Source organism: Sphingobacterium sp. MAE (assembly GCF_056711605.1).
In genome coordinates, this window is sequence record NZ_CM160044.1 from 1,587,527 (window position 1) to 1,605,704 (window position 18,178).

General features: G+C 37.5%; 15 protein-coding genes. 11 read left to right on the forward strand and 4 right to left on the reverse strand.

Translation table 11 applies throughout. The features are described 5' to 3' along the window. Positions 1–9: 9 nt before the first annotated feature. The 4 genes from AC06G9_RS06660 to AC06G9_RS06675 all read left to right on the forward strand — a co-directional run bounded on the left by AC06G9_RS06660 (position 10) and on the right by AC06G9_RS06675 (position 4,616). A complete protein-coding gene (locus AC06G9_RS06660; RefSeq protein WP_480957762.1) occupies positions 10–576 on the forward strand; it encodes a K(+)-transporting ATPase subunit C in 567 nt (188 codons plus the stop codon). Between the two features lie 6 nt (positions 577–582). Beyond that, positions 583–1,668, forward strand: coding sequence for a porin (locus AC06G9_RS06665; RefSeq protein WP_480957763.1), 1,086 nt, complete (start codon positions 583–585; stop codon positions 1,666–1,668). Between the two features lie 75 nt (positions 1,669–1,743). After that, positions 1,744–2,865: a sensor protein KdpD gene (locus AC06G9_RS06670; protein ID WP_480957764.1), complete on the forward strand. Its 1,122-nt coding sequence runs from the start codon at positions 1,744–1,746 to the stop codon at positions 2,863–2,865. Further along, positions 2,865–4,616, forward strand: coding sequence for a HAMP domain-containing sensor histidine kinase (locus AC06G9_RS06675; protein WP_293925376.1), 1,752 nt, complete (start codon positions 2,865–2,867; stop codon positions 4,614–4,616). Before AC06G9_RS06670 ends, AC06G9_RS06675 begins: the two co-directional genes overlap by 1 nt. 88 nt (positions 4,617–4,704) lie before the next feature. On the opposite strand, the gene AC06G9_RS06680 is transcribed toward AC06G9_RS06675, so the two are convergent. Next, positions 4,705–5,910: a pyridoxal phosphate-dependent aminotransferase gene (locus AC06G9_RS06680; RefSeq protein ID WP_480957765.1), complete on the reverse strand. Its 1,206-nt coding sequence runs from the start codon at positions 5,908–5,910 to the stop codon at positions 4,705–4,707. Positions 5,911–6,278: 368 nt separating this feature from the next. Between AC06G9_RS06680 and AC06G9_RS06685 the strand changes: the two genes are divergently transcribed. From AC06G9_RS06685 to AC06G9_RS06700, 4 genes are all read left to right on the forward strand, one after another. After that, entirely contained in the window at positions 6,279–7,256 is a 978-nt protein-coding gene (locus AC06G9_RS06685; protein WP_248755941.1) for a cation diffusion facilitator family transporter, read from the forward strand. A gap of 106 nt (positions 7,257–7,362) precedes the next feature. After that, the gene (lepA, locus tag AC06G9_RS06690) at positions 7,363–9,153 is read left to right on the forward strand and encodes a translation elongation factor 4 (protein WP_045754396.1); all 1,791 of its coding nucleotides are present in this window, start codon (positions 7,363–7,365) and stop codon (positions 9,151–9,153) included. 27 nt (positions 9,154–9,180) lie between these two features. Further along, entirely contained in the window at positions 9,181–10,068 is an 888-nt protein-coding gene (locus AC06G9_RS06695; RefSeq protein ID WP_045754397.1) for a bifunctional 5,10-methylenetetrahydrofolate dehydrogenase/5,10-methenyltetrahydrofolate cyclohydrolase, read from the forward strand. 49 nt (positions 10,069–10,117) lie between these two features. Continuing rightward, on the forward strand, positions 10,118–10,639 hold the full coding sequence (locus AC06G9_RS06700; protein ID WP_346569020.1) for a hypothetical protein: 522 nt from the start codon (positions 10,118–10,120) through the stop codon (positions 10,637–10,639). Between the two features lie 69 nt (positions 10,640–10,708). Here the strand turns inward: AC06G9_RS06700 and hisD are convergent, their stop codons facing one another. Together hisD and hisG are read right to left on the reverse strand one after the other, a co-directional pair. Next, complete coding sequence (gene hisD, locus AC06G9_RS06705; RefSeq protein ID WP_293925480.1) at positions 10,709–11,998, reverse strand: histidinol dehydrogenase; 1,290 nt, start codon at positions 11,996–11,998, stop codon at positions 10,709–10,711. Positions 11,999–12,032: 34 nt separating this feature from the next. Further along, positions 12,033–12,884, reverse strand: a complete 852-nt coding sequence (gene hisG, locus AC06G9_RS06710; RefSeq protein WP_045754398.1) for an ATP phosphoribosyltransferase — start codon at positions 12,882–12,884, stop codon at positions 12,033–12,035. 490 nt (positions 12,885–13,374) lie between these two features. Here hisG and AC06G9_RS06715 point away from each other — a divergent pair, with 490 nt between their 5' ends. The 3 genes from AC06G9_RS06715 (at position 13,375) to AC06G9_RS06725 (ending at position 17,192) form a co-directional block, all read left to right on the forward strand. Then, positions 13,375–14,664, forward strand: a complete 1,290-nt coding sequence (locus AC06G9_RS06715; RefSeq protein WP_293925379.1) for a Gfo/Idh/MocA family protein — start codon at positions 13,375–13,377, stop codon at positions 14,662–14,664. 3 nt (positions 14,665–14,667) lie between these two features. Continuing rightward, complete coding sequence (locus AC06G9_RS06720) at positions 14,668–15,744, forward strand: Gfo/Idh/MocA family oxidoreductase (RefSeq protein WP_293925380.1); 1,077 nt, start codon at positions 14,668–14,670, stop codon at positions 15,742–15,744. A gap of 197 nt (positions 15,745–15,941) precedes the next feature. Further along, positions 15,942–17,192, forward strand: a complete 1,251-nt coding sequence (locus AC06G9_RS06725) for a hypothetical protein (protein ID WP_480957766.1) — start codon at positions 15,942–15,944, stop codon at positions 17,190–17,192. A 72-nt stretch (positions 17,193–17,264) separates the two neighbouring features. Here AC06G9_RS06725 and AC06G9_RS06730 read toward each other — a convergent pair whose 3' ends face one another. Continuing rightward, entirely contained in the window at positions 17,265–17,888 is a 624-nt protein-coding gene (locus AC06G9_RS06730) for a 7-carboxy-7-deazaguanine synthase QueE (protein WP_045754401.1), read from the reverse strand. Positions 17,889–18,178: the final 290 nt, after the last annotated feature.

Sequence of the window (18,178 nt, forward strand, 5' to 3'; positions counted from 1 at the left end):
AACAAAAATATGAAAAAGCATATATTACCAGCGATAAAGCTGACTCTTATCCTAATTGTTTTTTTTGCGGTGATCTATCCTTTTGCCGTTTGGGCCATTGCACAGGTAACTCCCAACAGCGGCAAAGGTGAAATTGTCACTTTTAAAGGCAATACTTATTACAGCAACATAGGTCAGTCCTTTACAGACGATCAATACTTTTGGTCCCGACCTTCTGCCGCAAATTATAATGCAGCAGGTTCTGCAGGTAGTAACAAAGGGCCTTCGAACCCCCTTTACCTTGAAGAGGTAAAGGGTAGAATAGATACCTTTTTGGTACATAACCCAGCCATCACTAAGGCCGAAATACCAGCTGATCTGATTACGGCTAGTGCGAGTGGTCTGGATCCACACTTTTCAGTACAGGCGGCACGGGTTCAAGTAAAACGTATTGCGAAGATCCGAAATATACCTGAAGCCGAATTGAGGACACTAGTCAATGAGCAAACCGAAAAACCATTATGGGGATTGTTTGGTCCAGCAAAAATAAATGTACTGAAATTGAATATTGCATTAGATGAATTAGCTGCAAAATAATTTTATATGAAAAAATACATCATCAGTTCCATGCTATTGCTTGGAAGCATCCATATTTTGCAAGCACAAGAAAACGTTGAAGTCAAAAAACCTTTAACAATTAGTGGTTATGTAGAAGTGTACAGTCAATACGACTTTTCTAATCCTAAAAACAACACAAGACCTGGGTTTGTATACAGCCATCATCGTAATAATGAGGTGAATCTAAATCTTGGATTGATTAAATTAAATTATGAAACCGATCGAATTAGGACTAACCTTGCAATTGGCGCGGGAACATACATGAGTGCAAATTATGCTGCTGAGCCTGTAACGTTGCGGAATATCTATGAAGCAAATGTTGGCGTCAAGATCTCAGAAAACAATCTGTGGATCGACGCTGGTGTTTTGCCCTCCCATATTGGATTTGAAAGTGCGATCAGTAAGGATTGCTATACTTTAACTCGAAGTATCGGAGCTGATAATTCTCCTTACTTTGAAACTGGAGCTAAACTATCTTATACAACGGATGATGGAAAGTGGATGATGAGTGGATTGATTTTAAATGGCTGGCAGCGCATTCAACGCGTAGATGGAAATAGTACACCTGCTTTTGGTCATCAATTAACCTATAAACCTACCGCCGGCATCACCTTGAACAGCAGCTCATTCATAGGTAGTGATAAAGCTGATTCAGTTCGGCAGATGCGGTATTTCCATCATTTTTATGGACAGTTCCAACTGGATGATAAATGGATGCTTATAACTGGTTTTGATATGGGAGCTGAACAGAAGGAAAAAGGAAGCAGTCGCTATAACACGTGGTTTACTCCTGTTTTAATTGCTTCATATAAACCGCATGATGACCTGGCTATAGCGATACGAGGAGAATATTATCAAGATAAAAAAGGCGTGATGATCAATACCGGAACCGCTAATGGGTTTCAAACATTTGGTTATTCTGCTACGTTAGATTATGCGGTTTTCTCGAATTTGATCTGGCGAACAGAGTTAAAGAGACTACAGAGTAAAGATGCTATTTTTGTAAATCGAAATGATTCTTTGGAGAAGCATAATATGCTTGCAATTACTTCTTTGGCATTGCGTTTTTAATTAAATCAATTTTTTTTCCTGCTGTATTGTTCATTTACGATACAGTAGGAAATTATATAAAAGGATTTATGGTATATGGAAGAAAGAAAAGATGCGGAACATTTCTTGAGCTTGATCAAAAAATCAAGGAAAGGAAAATTTAAACTGTATATCGGTATGAGTGCCGGTGTGGGCAAGACTTATCGTATGTTGCAAGAGGCACATATGCTTCTGCATAATGGGATCGACATTAAAATAGGTTATATTGAGACGCATAATAGAAAGGAAACCCACGCCTTGCTAGATGGACTGCCGATGATACCGAGACGTAAATTGTTTTATAAGGGAAAAGAACTTGAAGAACTAGACGTGCAGGCGGTTATTAATTTGCATCCGGAAATTGTTATTATTGATGAACTTGCACATAGCAACATCGAAGGAAGTCTCAATGCCAAGCGTTGGCAGGATGTAATCGATATCTTGGATGCAGGGATCAATGTGATCAGCGCAGTTAATATTCAGCATATTGAAAGTTTGCATGATGAGATTAAAGATATTACGGGGATCGATGTACAGGAGCGAATACCGGATAGTGTACTTGGATTAGCCGATGAGGTGGTCAATATTGATTTGACTGCAGAGGAATTGATCAACCGCCTGAAAGAAGGTAAAATTTATGATCTCGCTAAGATTGAAATGGCATTGGCCAATTTTTTCAGTAGCGATCATATCCTACAATTGCGTGAATTGGCTTTAAAAGAAGTTGCTTCGCAGGTGCAAAGAAAAGTTGAAACGGAGGTCATTCATCATAAATATGTTAAAAAGGAACAGTTTTTAGCCTGCATTAGTTCAAATGAGAAGACGGCTACCATTGTGATTCGTAAAACAGCAAGGTTAGCAAACTATTATAATAGTAAATGGTTTGTACTTTATGTACAGACCCCTAAAGAAAGTGTTGCTAAAATAGCCTTGGATAAGCAAAGACATCTGATTAATAATTTTAAATTAGCAACAGAATTGGGGGCAGAGATTATCAAAGTTAATCATAGTAAAATCGCTAAAGCAATTATTGAACAATGTGAAGCTAGACAGATAACCACCGTGTGTATCGGTAAACCTCATTTGGGATTGATCAAAATAATTTGGGCAACAAATACTTTTAATACGCTTCTCACGAAGCTTTCTAACGAAAAAATTGACCTTATAATTCTTTCATAATGCGTATAAAAACAAAATTAACCTTTGGCGTCGGGTCGCTGTTTCTCATGATCGTATTGTTGGTTGTGGTGAGCGGTTGGTATGTCAATCAGTTAAAAAGAGATACCAATAATATTCTTGTCGCAAATTATAATACTTTGCAGTACGCGCGCAATATGTTGTTAGCACTCGAGGAATATACTGTCGATCCCGCTGCCATACATGACTTTAAGGAAAACTTGGAGAAACAGAAGCAGAATGTTACTGAGATCGGGGAAGTCCAGGCAACGGATCAGGTGGAAAGACATTTTTATCAATTTGTGAAAAATAAGGAAGATGTAACGCTGCTTTCAAAAATCAGAAAGGATATAACGGAATTGATGCGGCTTAATATGGAAGCGATAGAACGGAAAAGTGATATTGCATCTATAACAGCAGAAAAAGCGATTGCAGTCATTTCCATTAGCGGGACCTTGTGCTTCTTAATTGCTTTTGTCCTCATCATCAACCTCCCTTCGAATATCGCCAATCCTATAAAGGAATTGACCGAGAGTATTAAACAGATAGCAAATGAAAATTATAAAAAGCGTATCCATTATGAAAAACGGAATGAATTTGGGGAGCTTGCAAATTCTTTTAATACCATGGCTGAAAAACTTGAAGAGTATGCGGAAAGTAAACTCGATAAGATATTGAAAGGGAAAAAACGAATTGATACGCTTATTAACAAGATGCATGACCCTGTCATTGGTATCGATGAGCAGAAGATTGTGTTGTTTGCTAATGAAGAAGCGTTGAAGATAATCGGTTTACAAAGCGATCAATTGATTGGTAAACAAATACAAGATGTAGCAGTCACCAATGATCTGGTGCGGGATTTTATTAAAGATCTATTTCAAGATGAGAAGAAACGAGAATCTGCTCTTCTCAAAATCTATGCTAATGGTAAAGAAAGCTATTTTGAAAAAGAAATCGTGGATATCGATATCGTACCTACCGGAGAGACAGATTCACAATTTATCGGACAAGTTATCATGTTGCGCAATATCACACAATTTAAAGAAATGGATTTCGCCAAAACTAATTTTATAGCGACCATTTCACATGAATTAAAAACACCTATTGCGTCTATAAAAATGGGTTTACAGCTTTTAGAAAATAAGCAGATCGGCGTGCTCAATGATGATCAAAGTAACCTGGTGCAAAGTATTCGCGATGATACAGGAAGATTGTTGAAAATTACGGGTGAACTCTTAAATATGACGCAGGTTGAAAGTGGGACTATTCAGTTGAACGTGGCACCTACAAACGTGAGTGAGCTGGTGGAGTATGCCATACGCGCAACAAAATCCATGGCAGAACAAAAACATCTAGAATTGCGCCTACAAATGGAAAATAATCTACCGGATGTACTTGCTGATAATGAAAAAACGGCTTGGGTATTGACCAACCTATTGTCGAATGCTGTTCGTTATTCTTATGAAAACTCTGCTATATTTATTATTGTTGAGTCGACCCAGGATAAGGTGAGATTTGCCGTAAAAGATGCGGGACAGGGGATAGAAGAACAATATATGGATAAAATATTTGAACGGTACTTTCGTATCCCTGGAACAAAGAAGGAAGGTACAGGGTTAGGGTTGAGTATCAGTAAAGAATTTATCGAGGCACAGGGAGGTACCATTACCGTACAAAGTGAATACGGTTCTGGTAGTGTATTTTCATTTACATTGAATCGTACAGATGTGGATAATCCAAGAATGGGATCATGAGCGGTTTTTGGGGATACGATCAGGTCAATAAAAAAGCTGTCTCTTAACTTTGGTATAAGAGACAGCTTTTTTTATAGTGCGTCAAGGTTTACGCTAATTTGCCTAATGCTTCCTTAATGCGTTTTAAAGCTTCTACTAAACTTTCGTCTGAAGCAGCATAAGATAGACGTATATATTTGTCATTTCCAAATGAATCACCACCTACTGTAGCAACATGACCAACGTTTAATAAGTATAGTGCTAAGTCGGATGAGTTTTTGATTATATTTCCATTTTCATCTTTTTTTCCGAAGAAAGAACTGATTTCTGGGAAGAAGTAAAATGCTCCTTCAGGTAAATTTGTTTTAACACCTGGAATTGCAGCTAATAAATCATAAACCAGTTGACGACGACGAGCAAATGCTTCTTTCATTTTATTCACAGATGCTAATCCTTGCTCATAAGCAACGATACCTGCACGTTGTGATATCGAACATGTTCCCGATGTCGTTTGACCTTGTAATTTATCATTTGCAGCAGCGATCTCTTTATTGCAGGCGATGTAGCCTAATCTCCAACCTGTCATCGCAAATGCTTTAGAAAAACCATTTATAATGATGACACGGTCTTTGATACTGTCAAATTGAGCGATAGATTCGTGTTTGTCTACAAAATTGATATGTTCATAGATTTCATCTGATAAGATGAAAATCTGCGGATATTTTTCGAATACTTTTGCCAAAGCAGCTAACTCATCTTTACTATACACCGTACCTGTCGGGTTATTGGGTGATGAGAACATGAATAATTTTGTTTTCGATGTGATCGCAGCTTCAAGTTGCTCTGGTGTAATTTTAAAGTTGTTGTCGATCTCAGTATTGATGAAAACCGATTTTCCTTCCGCTAAAACAACCATTTCCGAATAGGAAACCCAGTACGGTGTAGGGATTATGACCTCATCTCCTGGATTAATTAGCGTTAAAATAACATTTGATAAAGATTGTTTTGCACCAGTAGAAACTACGATTTGAGAAATATCATAATCTAGATTATTTTCAATCTTCAATTTATTCACAATAGCCTGACGTAATTCCGGGTATCCCGGAACAGGAGAATAACGTGTCCAATTTTCGTCTAAAGCTACCTTAGCAGCTTCTTTAACGTGGTCAGGAGTATTAAAATCTGGTTCGCCAACACTTAAGCTGATAACATTAACGCCTTTAGCGGCTAACTCACGACCAAGCTTAGTCATTTTAAGCGTAGCCGACTCGGATAAATTGTTTATCCTATCTGATAAATATGATTGTGTGCTCATGGTAAGACAAAGATATTATTTAGAATGCAAATAATGCCTTAATTTCTTGAAAAAAGACAAACGATTGTTTCTTTTTTACAAAAAATATGTAAAATCTTATCCAGATTTGATTACTTCTAAAAATAAGTTTTTGTTTAGATGAGCGGTTAGCACTCCTTAATTTATGGACAAGCTCGATGATCGCATAGCAACCTACAACATGTTATTAATTTTTATGAGTTTTTTTACTTCAGATCGAATCCTTATTTTAGGGCGGTATATCAAATGAACATGTACGACAGTATGTTGAAAAGACCGCTGGGATCAAACTAAAAAGGAAATCGTAGCGTTATATGACTACCTTTGTCGCGAAAAAAACAAATAATATGATGTCTAAGCAAAAAAGATTAGTTCTACTGTCCTTACTAACGGGCTTGGGACTAATGATAGTCAAATTTGTTGCCTATTTCCTCACTGCATCAAACGCGATCTTTACAGATGCAGCAGAGAGCATAGTCAATGTCATTGCTTCTAGTTTTGCTTTTTACAGCATTTATTTAGCTGCACAACCCAAAGACCACAATCATCCTTATGGTCATGGTAAAGTTGAATTCTTTTCAGTTTTTTTAGAAGGAGGATTGATCTTTATAGCGGGCTCCGTTATTTTAGTAAAAGGATTTTACAATATCTTTTTTCCTTCTACTTTGTCCAATCTTGAAGAGGGGATAGGTCTGGTAGCGGTTACTGCTTTGATTAATTTTATCATCGGATTTTATATTATGAAAAGGGGGCGTGCATTAGGCTCACTTACTTTGGAGGCTGATGGTAAGCACTTGCAAGTAGATGCATATAGTACAGTAGGTCTTATTATCGGTTTGATGCTCATGAAATTGACTGGATTAGCATGGATCGATATTGCGATTTCTTTTGTGCTCGGCAGTTTTATCTTGTACAATGGATATAAATTGTTGCGCCTGTCGATAGGTGGTTTGATGGATGAGTCCGATCTGGATCTCGTAAAAGAAGTGGTTCAAGTATTACAGGAAAATCGGCATGTCGATTGGATTGATATTCATAATTTGAGGGTTCAGCGTTATGGCAATGAATTGCATGTAGACTGCCATTTAACATTGCCTAATTACTATAGGCTTGATAAGGTGCATGATGATATATCTACCTTAGATAAAATGGTGAATACAAAAATGTCCATAGATACTGAATTTTTTATTCATGCCGACCCGTGCCTTCCGGAGTGTTGCAGTTATTGTCAGGTAAAGGATTGTCCTATACGCTCCCAAGCATTTACAGGTCAGATTGAATGGCGGGTAGAAAACGTAACTGCCAATCGAAAACATTTTTCATCCTAGAAGACTAAAGGACAAAATTATGTGCATAAATTAGGTTAGAGCTTAGCTTAAATGTCTGTCAAAAAAAGTATCTTTGCTTTTTAGAAACGATTTTTAAAAATCCTATATGAAGCAAATACGTAATTTCTGTATCATCGCACACATTGATCACGGTAAAAGTACATTAGCCGATCGATTATTGGAGTATACCAATACCATTACACAACGTGAAGCGCAGGCACAATTACTAGATAATATGGATTTGGAACGTGAACGTGGTATTACCATTAAGAGTCATGCTATCCAAATGAACTATATACAAGACGGAGTAGAGTATATCCTGAATTTAATTGATACTCCAGGACACGTCGATTTTTCTTACGAAGTATCACGTTCTATTGCTGCCTGTGAAGGTGCATTATTAATTGTCGATGCATCGCAGGGGATACAAGCACAAACAATTTCTAATCTTTATCTCGCATTGGAGCATGATTTGGAAATTATTCCAATTTTAAACAAAATGGATCTTCCTGGTGCTATGCCAGAGGAAGTGAAAGATCAAATCATTGATTTAATAGGCGGTAAACGCGAAGATATTATTCCGGCATCTGGTAAGACAGGTCTTGGTATTCCTGATATTTTAAAAGCAATTGTAGCACGTGTTCCTGCACCTGTAGGTGATCCGGCAGCTCCATTACAGGCTTTGATTTTTGACTCTGTTTATAATTCTTTCCGTGGTATCATGGCCTATTTTAAAGTTGAAAATGGCGAGATCCGTAAAGGTGACAAAGTAAAATTTGTGGCTACCGGAAAAGAATATACTGCGGATGAGATCGGAACCTTGAAATTAAATCAAGTTGCGAAAGATGTGGTCAGAACAGGGGATGTTGGTTACATCATCTCAGGAATCAAAGAAGCACGTGAGGTAAAAGTGGGTGATACCATCACCCATAAAGAAAGACCGTGTGATGGCGCAATCCAAGGATTTGAGGAAGTAAAACCGATGGTTTTTGCTGGTATTTACCCTGTTGATACCGAAGACTATGAGGAATTGCGCGAATCTATGCACCGTTTACAGCTGAACGATGCTTCTCTTGTGTTTGAACCAGAGTCTTCAGCAGCCCTAGGTTTTGGATTCCGTTGTGGATTCTTAGGTATGCTGCATATGGAGATTATCCAAGAACGTCTTGAGCGTGAATTTGATATGACTGTGATCACGACAGTACCAAACGTATCTTATAAAGCTTATTTGACAAAAGATAATGAAGAAGTCCAAGTTCATAATCCATCTGATTTACCTGATCCAAGTAAATTAGATGCTATTGAAGAACCCTATATTAAAGCTAATATCATTACTAAATCAGATTTCGTAGGTCCGATTATGTCCCTTTGTATTCAGAAACGTGGGGCCATCATCAACCAATCTTATTTGACATCTGATCGTGTTGAATTGGTGTTTGAAATGCCAATGGGTGAGATTGTATTTGATTTTTATGATAAATTAAAGACTATTTCTAAAGGTTATGCTTCTTTTGATTATACGCAGATCGGATACCGTCAATCGGATTTGGTGCGTTTAGATATTCGTTTAAATGATGAGCCTGTCGATGCACTGTCCTCTTTGATCCACAGAAGTAATGCTTATGATTTTGGTAAGAAAATTTGTGAAAAATTAAAAGAATTATTGCCTCGTCAACAATTTGAAATTCGTATCCAAGCATCTATTGGAATGAAAATCATAGCACGTGAGACCATTTCAGCATTGCGTAAAGATGTAACAGCAAAATGTTACGGTGGTGATATTTCGCGTAAGCGTAAGCTTTTGGAAAAGCAGAAGAAAGGTAAAAAACGTATGCGTCAAGTAGGTAACGTTGAAATTCCGCAATCGGCATTCATGGCAGTATTGAAATTAGATTAGAAATTAAAAAATCCTATTCCTATAAAAATGAATTTATTAGACGGTAAACTCGTATCAGCTAAAATTAAAGAAGACATCAAAAAAGATGCAGCTGATTTTACAGCGAAAGCTGGACGTAAACCTCATTTGGTGGCTATCTTAGTTGGGAACGACGGCGGAAGTGAAACTTATGTGGCGAGTAAAATGCGCAATTGTGAATTAGTAGGTTTTGAGTCTACTAATATTCGTTATGATATCGATGTGACAGAAGAACAGTTGATTGCAAAAATTCAAGAAATCAATGCTGATGAAACTATTGACGGTTTAATCGTGCAGTTGCCTCTTCCAAAACATATCGATCCTGATAAAATCACGGAAGCAATCGATTACCGTAAAGATGTCGATGGTTTTCATCCGATCAATTTAGGTAGAATGCAGCGTAATCTACCTTGTTTTATTCCAGCAACACCTTATGGGATTATGTTGATGCTGGATTATTATGGCATAGAGACCGCTGGAAAACATGCTGTAGTGGTAGGAAGAAGTAATATTGTTGGTTCGCCAATGAGTATTCTTTTAGCCCGTAATTCAAATCCAGGAAACTGTACTGTTACTTTAACACATAGTCGTACTCAAGATCTTAAGACCGAAGTTTTACGTGCTGATATCATCGTTGCTGCAATCGGAAAGAAAAACTTTGTTACAGCAGATATGGTGAAAGACGGCGCTGTTGTTATTGATGTAGGTATCAATAGAGAAAATTCAACTGAAACGAAATCTGGCTTTAAGCTTTATGGCGATGTGGATTTTGATCAAGTGGCACCTAAGGCTTCATGGATCACACCTGTACCAGGTGGGGTGGGCTTGATGACTATTGTTGGTTTATTGAAGAATACTTTGGAAGCTGCAAAAGGAACCATATATCCAAGATCATAATTGGCATAAATATTGATTGGTTAAATCTGTTAACCAAAAAAATATAGAAATGAAGAAAATTGCATTTTTAGCATTGTTCGCAGGAGTTTCATTAACTTTTGCTGCTTGTAATAACACTCCGAAAGAAGATAAAAATAGTGATGGAGAAGTCACAGTAGGTGAAAAGCTGGATAATTCTTTAGATAGCTTGGATAAACATACGGATGCTGCTGCTGATGAAGCGAAAGCTAAATATGAGCAAGCTCAACGAGATCTGGACGCAGCGATTGCTAAAGGAGACAAAAAAGCTGAGGAAGCTGCTCGTAAAACGGTAGCAGAAACAAAAACTGCTTGGGAAAAATTCACTGCAGGGACAGCTAAAGTAGCGAACGATGTTGAAGAAGGTGTTAAAGATGCTGCTCACGCAACAGGTAACGCGATTGATAAAGCTGCTGATGCTACCGCGAAAGCTGGAAAATCTGCAGTTGAAGGTACTAAAGATGCGGCTAAGGCTGTAGGCGAAGGTACAAAAGATGCTGCTAAAGCTGTTGGCGATAAAGCCAAAAAAGTAGGTGAAGCATTGAAAAACTAAATCGAAGTAAGATTTTAATAAAAAAGCCTTTCAGAATTTCTGAAAGGCTTTTCTTTTGATTTGAAATTTTTAATTTTCTCTTCGGACAGTAACCGCATTTTTATGGGCGTGAAGTCCTTCTAATTCGGCTAATATCTCTACAGTGGGGCCAATATTGACCAAACCTTCTTCACTGATATGTTGAAAAGTTATCTTTTTGACAAAGGAGTCAACAGAAACACCTGAATAAGACCTCGCATAACCTGATGTTGGTAATGTATGATTGGTTCCTGATGCATAATCTCCAGCACTTTCGGGAGTTAAGTGTCCTAAAAATACCGAACCTGCATTCAAAATAAGACGAACTAGACGTTCCCATTCATCCGTTTCCAAAATCAAATGTTCCGGAGCGTAATAGTTACTAAAGGCAAGAGCTTCTTGCATATCAGCGACTAGTACCGCGTAAGAGTTGTCGATGGCTTTACTCGCTAATTCAAAACGTGGTAAAACCGCTAATTGCTGCTCTAATGCTAGATTGACAGATTGAATAATATCGATAGAAGTGGCGACCAGTACGGCTTGACTGTCTGCACCATGTTCAGCTTGAGCTAACAGATCAGCTGCAACAAAAGCAGGAGTTGCGGTTTCATCTGCAATCACTAATACCTCCGAAGGGCCAGCGGGCATATCGATGCTGACATTGGCCATCCCTTGAACGATACTTTTCGCTTTGGTTACAAATTGATTGCCTGGACCAAATATCTTATCTACTTTTGGTATGGTTTCCGTACCAAATGCCATTGCCGCTATAGCTTGCGCACCTCCTACTAAATAGATACGCTCTATTTTTAACAATTTAAGGCAGTAGGCAACAAAGCCGTTGATCTTACCACTTTTTTGAGGTGGAGAACAGACAATAATTTCTTTGCAACCTGCAATTCGTGCCGGCACACCCAGCATTAATAATGTACTTGGTAAGACCGCCGATCCACCAGGAATGTAAAGACCAACTTTTTCAATAGGGCGAATTTCACGCCAGCATTTTACACCAGTAGTCGTTTCAACAACACGCTCACGCTTCACTTGTGAAGAATGGAATTTATGAATGTTTTGAAAGGCAATCTCTAATGCCCGTTGTTGATCACGATTGATCGTTGATGCTAATACATCAATATCATCCGCATCAAGATAAAGCTTCTCTAATTCAACTTTGTCAAATTGATAAGCATAATTAATTAAAGCTAGATCTCCATTCTGACGTACTTCTTGAATAATATCCAAAACCGTATCCTGAATGGCATGTGAAGGATCTGTATTACGCGTGGTTAACGTTTGCAGTTCAGCAGGTGTTAACTTGGCATACTCGAAAGTTTTTAGCATCATAGATTTTTTTAAAGCGAAAATCGTTCTTTTTTTACATAATAATTTTCTCGATCGGCATCACGACAATTCCTTGGGCACCAGCAGATTTTAATTTGTTGATCTTGCCCCAGAAATCATCTTCTGAGATAACCGTGTGAACAGCAACCCAACCTTCTTCAGCTAAAGGAACAATCGTTGGCGATTTTACACCATGTAACAAAGCAGTAATAGTAGGTAGATTTGTTTTCTCCACATTGAGAACAACATATTTTGTTTCCTTCGCCAATAAGACAGACTGAATCCTTTGCAAAAGCTCCAACAGTATCTCGTTGTCCTCTAATCCTGGACGGCCAATCAGAATAGCTTCGGATTTGCGGACATCAGCAAATTGTTTAAGACCATTGTTTTTTAATGTTCCACCAGTGGATACAATATCGCAGATCGCATCACTTAACCCCAAACCTGGAGCAATTTCAACAGAACCAGATATCATCTGAATATCTGCTTCAATGCGATATTCGTCTAAGAACTTCTTTAAGATAACAGGATAGGAGGTTGCAATTGATTTTCCGTTTAGATCTTTTAGATCTTGAATGTCGCTGTCTTTTTGAACAGCCAATTTTAACATGCATTTTCCAAAACCTAATCGTTGCAAATAATTTACTTCAGATTCGGTTTCATCAATGACATTTTCACCAACAATTCCAAGATCAGCAATGCCCTGCTCTACATATCCTGGGATATCATCATCGCGAAGAAAAAGAATTTCTAATGGAAAATTGGAAACGGTTGTTATTAAAGAACTTTTATAGTTTTCGAAGTCAAGACCACAGTTTTTAAGTAATTGAACTGATTTTTCGTTTAATCTACCCGATTTTTGGATAGCAATTTTAAGATTTTTCAAAGCTTTATAATGTTAGCTGTAAATTATTAATATATAGAAATCAAACACAAGGGAAAAAATGCTTCACGTAGAAACACACTTATTACATATCGCCGCAATGGCGATGATGCATATGAAAGTGATGTACGTGAGCAAAAATCATGTTTGTATTAATAATGAGTCAAAAATAAGACTTTGTTAATAGAAATCAAATTAAAATAGCTATTAATTGCTAAAAATAAAATAGAGATACCTCAAATATGGCATTAATGTATTCAAATCCTGTTACTGTTCTATATGATTTTAAAAAGTAGAACGATATTAGAGGGTGCTTTTTTCTATGTTACCAGTTAATTTAGCTTAACGTGCTGGTTGCAAATACGCCAGTGCACAAGATTATTACATAAGGAAGTCAATTATAATTTTATAGTCTCATATTTAATATTAATTTTAAATCTCCCAATTTGAAACAATATTGGAGATACATACAACCGAAAATAATAACTATCACATGAATTTAGAAAATCTAAATCGTCGTTCTTTTCTAAAGAAAACAAATACTATGGTCTTGGGTACTGCCTTAGCTGCTTCAAGTCTAGACTTGTACGCGAATAATGCTTCGAAGAAAATTAAAATCGGACTTGTAGGTTGCGGCGGTAGAGGAACGGGCGCAGCTTCACAGGCGTTGCGGGCAGATCCAAATGTCATCATTACGGCTGTTGCCGATATATTTCAAGATCAAATTGACCTATGTCTTGATTCTCTAAAACAAATTTCTAAAGATCAAGTGAAAGTGGATGATAGCAATATCTTTTTGGGTTTTCTAGGCTTTCAGAAATTGATGGATACCGATGTGGATGTGGTATTGCTCTGTTCTCCTCCAAATTTCAGACCTGATCATTTGGAAGAAGCTGTGAAAAGGGGCAAGCATATTTTTTGTGAAAAACCGGTGGCTGTTGATATTCCCAATCTGAAAAGAGTTTTTGAAAGTGTCAAGCTTGCAAAAGATAAAAACCTTTGTCTGGTGAGTGGTTTTTGTTTTCGCTATGCGACACCAAACCGCGAGATTTTTCAAAAGATCAAACAAGGTGATGTCGGTGCTATACAATCCATTTCTACATTTAGGTTTGGAGGAGAATTGTCGCATAAAGAGAGGCAGGCAAACTGGTCTGATCTGGAGTATCAATTGCGAAACTGGTTTTATTTTCAAAGATACTCAGGTGATTTGATCGTAGAGCAAGCGATCCATAGTGTCGATATGATGGCTTGGGCATTGGGTGATATTGTTCCTAAGACTATTATTGCGACTGGTGGAAGACAGTCTCGTGAACAGGATAAATTGGGTAATGTATTTGATCATATGTCCATCGAATTTGATTACGGTAATGGATTGAAAGGTTTTCACTCCTGTCGCCAACAGAATGGTACCGATTCAAGAAATACGGTAGAAGTGATCGGAAAGAATGGGCGTGCAAACTTAAATATTCCTTCTAATTTTGAGGTGTATGGTGATAAAGCCTGGAAATTTACGGGAAGGAATAACAACATGTACCAAACTCAGCACGATGAGCTTTTTGAAGCCATTCGCAATAAGAAAGTGATCAATGATGGGCAACATCTTGCTAACAGTACGTTACTTGCAATTTGGTCTAGAGCAGCTGCATATACTGGAAAAGCAATCACATATGAGCAGATCATGCAATCTACTGAAGTATTAGGACCGACATCTACGGAATATCATTGGAATATGCAGGCTGATCATCGTGCGATTCCCCAACCTGGAAAAACCCCGTTTGTATAAGTTATGGAGAAATTAATTAGGATTTTAGTTGTAGGATGTGGTAATATGGGTGCTTCTCACGCACGTGCTTATCATGATCTTGCTGGATTTGAAATTGTTGGTCTGGTGTCTCGCGGAGCGAGTAAGACTTCGTTAAATAAAAAGCTAAGTTCGAGCTATCCTGAATTTGATGATTTTGAACAGGCTCTTCTAGCAACTAAGCCGGATGCTGTATGTATTTCAACCTATCCTGATACACATGAAAGCTATGCCATTAAAGCTTTTGAAGCAGGTGCTCATGTTTTTATCGAAAAACCTGTCGCAGATACGGTTTTAGGAGCGCAACAGGTGATTGACGCGGCATCAAGGTGTCGAAAAAAGCTAGTGGTAGGCTATATTTTGCGGTATCATCCGTCTTGGGAAAAATTTATTTCCATCAGTCGCACGTTGGGTACACCCTTGGTCATGCGCATGAATTTGAACCAGCAGAGTCATGGATACATGTGGAATGTGCATCGTAATCTGATGGATAGCTTAAGCCCGATCGTCGATTGTGGTGTGCATTATATCGATGTGATGTGTCAAATGACAGATGCAAAACCAATCCGTGTTTCTGCGATAGGAGCTCGGTTGACTACCGATATACCAGAAACAAACTATAATTATGGACAGCTCCAGTTGCATTTTGATGATGGTTCTGTTGGATGGTATGAAGCAGGTTGGGGACCTATGGTGAGTCAGACCGCTTTTTTTGTTAAAGATGTATTTGGACCTAAAGGGTCTGTATCTATCGTGCCTCAGGAAGCTGTGAAAGATGGCGTTTCGGACTCTGTAGAGGCTCATACCAAAACAGAATCTATTCGTGTTCATCATGCCGATATTGATGAGAATAATGAGTTTTTAAAAGCGGATGAATGGATTAGGCTTGAGGATGAACCTAATCATCAGGATTTATGTAATCGCGAACAGTTGTTTTTTCAAAAAGCAATTATTGAAGATCTGGATTTAACCAAACAATCTGAAGATGCGTTAAATAGTCTGCGTATTGCATTTGCCTGTGACGAAGCTGTAAAAACAAAGAAGGTCATAGATTTATCATGAAACTGTTGTGAAAAGTAGATCAGAAAATCGTATTTAAATAGGATTGTATAAAGATGCTGGATATGATCAGTAAAATTAGCTTCGCTATTTTTGTTTAAATCAACAAAAACAAACTAAATCAGTTAAATAATTTTTTATTGCAAAAGATAGGTCTTTTTGGTCTGTCTTTTGTTGTTTACGAGCTATATTTGTAAAGTATGAAAAAGTTGGTTCATGTTGTATTTCTAACTATATTATTATCCCATTCGGCAATTGCTCAGGATAAAGTGTGGCAAATGAAAGTAAGTTTTAAGGGACAGATAGCGCTAGAAGAATTAGAGAAATCAGTACCCGAATTTGCGGTCGATTTTTATGAACCTTTTATAAAGGGGGGAGCTGCTGTTAAGGAAGTAGCTATCTATGCTTCTCCATCGAAAATTAAATCTGTAGACAATCTGGGGCATATTTTAATTGCCGATCGGATTCAAAAACAAGAGTATTCTTTTACCAAAGGTGATGATTTATTGTCTCAAGATGATCTGTCAATTGATTATCCATTATTAAAAGATCCAAAAACTGTTGAGGATGCCTATCTTACTTTAGAAAACGAGGCTGAAAAGGAAACGATAAATGGTATAAGTTGTATAAAAGCAAAGTTGAAGGTTATTGATCCCAATGCCGGTGAAGTAACCATGCTCGTCTGGTATGCTCCTGAGTTGCCAAGTTATTACTTAAGTAGTTTACCTTTCTTGATCAATATCCCGGGGGCGGTCTTGAAATTAAACGATCAGGTTCATCAAGAGTTGGGGTTTGAAGTGTCCGACTTGAAAAAACTGACCGATTTAAAGGAATTTGAGTTACCCCAAGATGTGAAAATCGTAAAACTATCTGCAACGGAGGGAAGTAATCTGGAGGATGCGAGTGTCTTTCAAGATGCTTTTGAACTGAAGGCTCCTTTAAAATGGTTTTCACAGCAGAATGTAGCGTATGGCGACGAACATTTATTTGGTGTGAAAAAAAACGATGGTACTGTTGTACAACCTGCAACTTTTTATTCGATTGATGTGCTGAATAAGAAAAGAGCAATCGTTTCGGACAGCAGTAGTCTTTTTTGGATCATCGATGATGAAGCGAAGAAAATAAATCAAGTGGGATTTGAAGTGCTGTATCCTGTCAATGATGAAAATATGGTCTATGCGATAGAAGATCAATATGGAATTATTAACGCAGCAGGAGTTTCCATTATTGGTGGTTTAAATAATATCAGCAATTTTGTAGGATCATATCTTTTATTTTCAGAAAATAATAAACAAGGACTGTTGGATTTCAATGGAAAGGTGGTGCTTAAGCCTACTTTGGATTTTATAGATACAGATGATCAGGGAAATATTCTGGTCAAGGACTTAAAGGTGAGCCCAGAAGTGCAGCAATATTCGCTAACAGATTTCCAGGCAAAGTACCTGAAATAAGTAGAAAAGTAATTCTTATCATAAAAAAGGCGATCATTGATCGCCTTTTTTATGATAAGAATATCGTGTTGATTAAGGGATGTTCAAATATTTATGTGTCTGTAGTGAGATATTCCATTTCGGATTATCTTTAACATGATCAATGATGAGCGGAGTCATTTCGGCATACTTAGACCATTCAGGTTGTAGGTATAGTTTACAATCGCTGTTGACTAGTTTTGAATGCTCCTCTGCCCATTCAAAATCACTTTTATTGAAAACGATGACTTTTAATTCGCCTGCAGCTTCTAAAACATCTTTTCTAGGGGCTTTGAATTTTTTTGGAGATAGACAGATCCAATCCCATTCACCACTGAGTGGATAGGCTCCTGAGGTTTCAATAAACGTTTGAATACCAGCTTTGTGCAATCCTTTTGTCAGATAGTCTAAATTATAGATTAAAGGTTCCCCTCCGGTAATGACAACGGTTTTCGCTGGATATTTTTTAGCATTTTCAATAATCTGGTCTGCAGTAGTCAATGGGTGTAAATTAGCATCCCAGCTTTCTTTGACATCACACCAATGACAACCGACATCACATCCTCCCAATCGAATAAAATATGCAGCTTTTCCTGTGTGAAATCCCTCTCCCTGAATTGTATAGAATTCTTCCATTAACGGAAGCAAAGTACCGTCTTCTGGAACTTGATGTGACATAGTAATGAATTTAAGATTGCAAAAATAATAAAAAAGATTGTGATATCGGGATTGTTTTCAATTCATTACTTTTAGATTAGATAGGTTTAGCACTTTGCCGACATTATTTTTAATGAGATTTTAGGTATCGGCTGCGATAGAAAAAATCATTACATGTATCGTGTAGTTTTTCAATAGCTGAAGTGCATGTGCTAGGTTTGCGAAATAGTCAAAAGTATGACATTTGTACAGGAAAGTAGCTCATATCAAATCTTAATGGAGTATGGGTAAGACTTAAAAGTGTAATTATC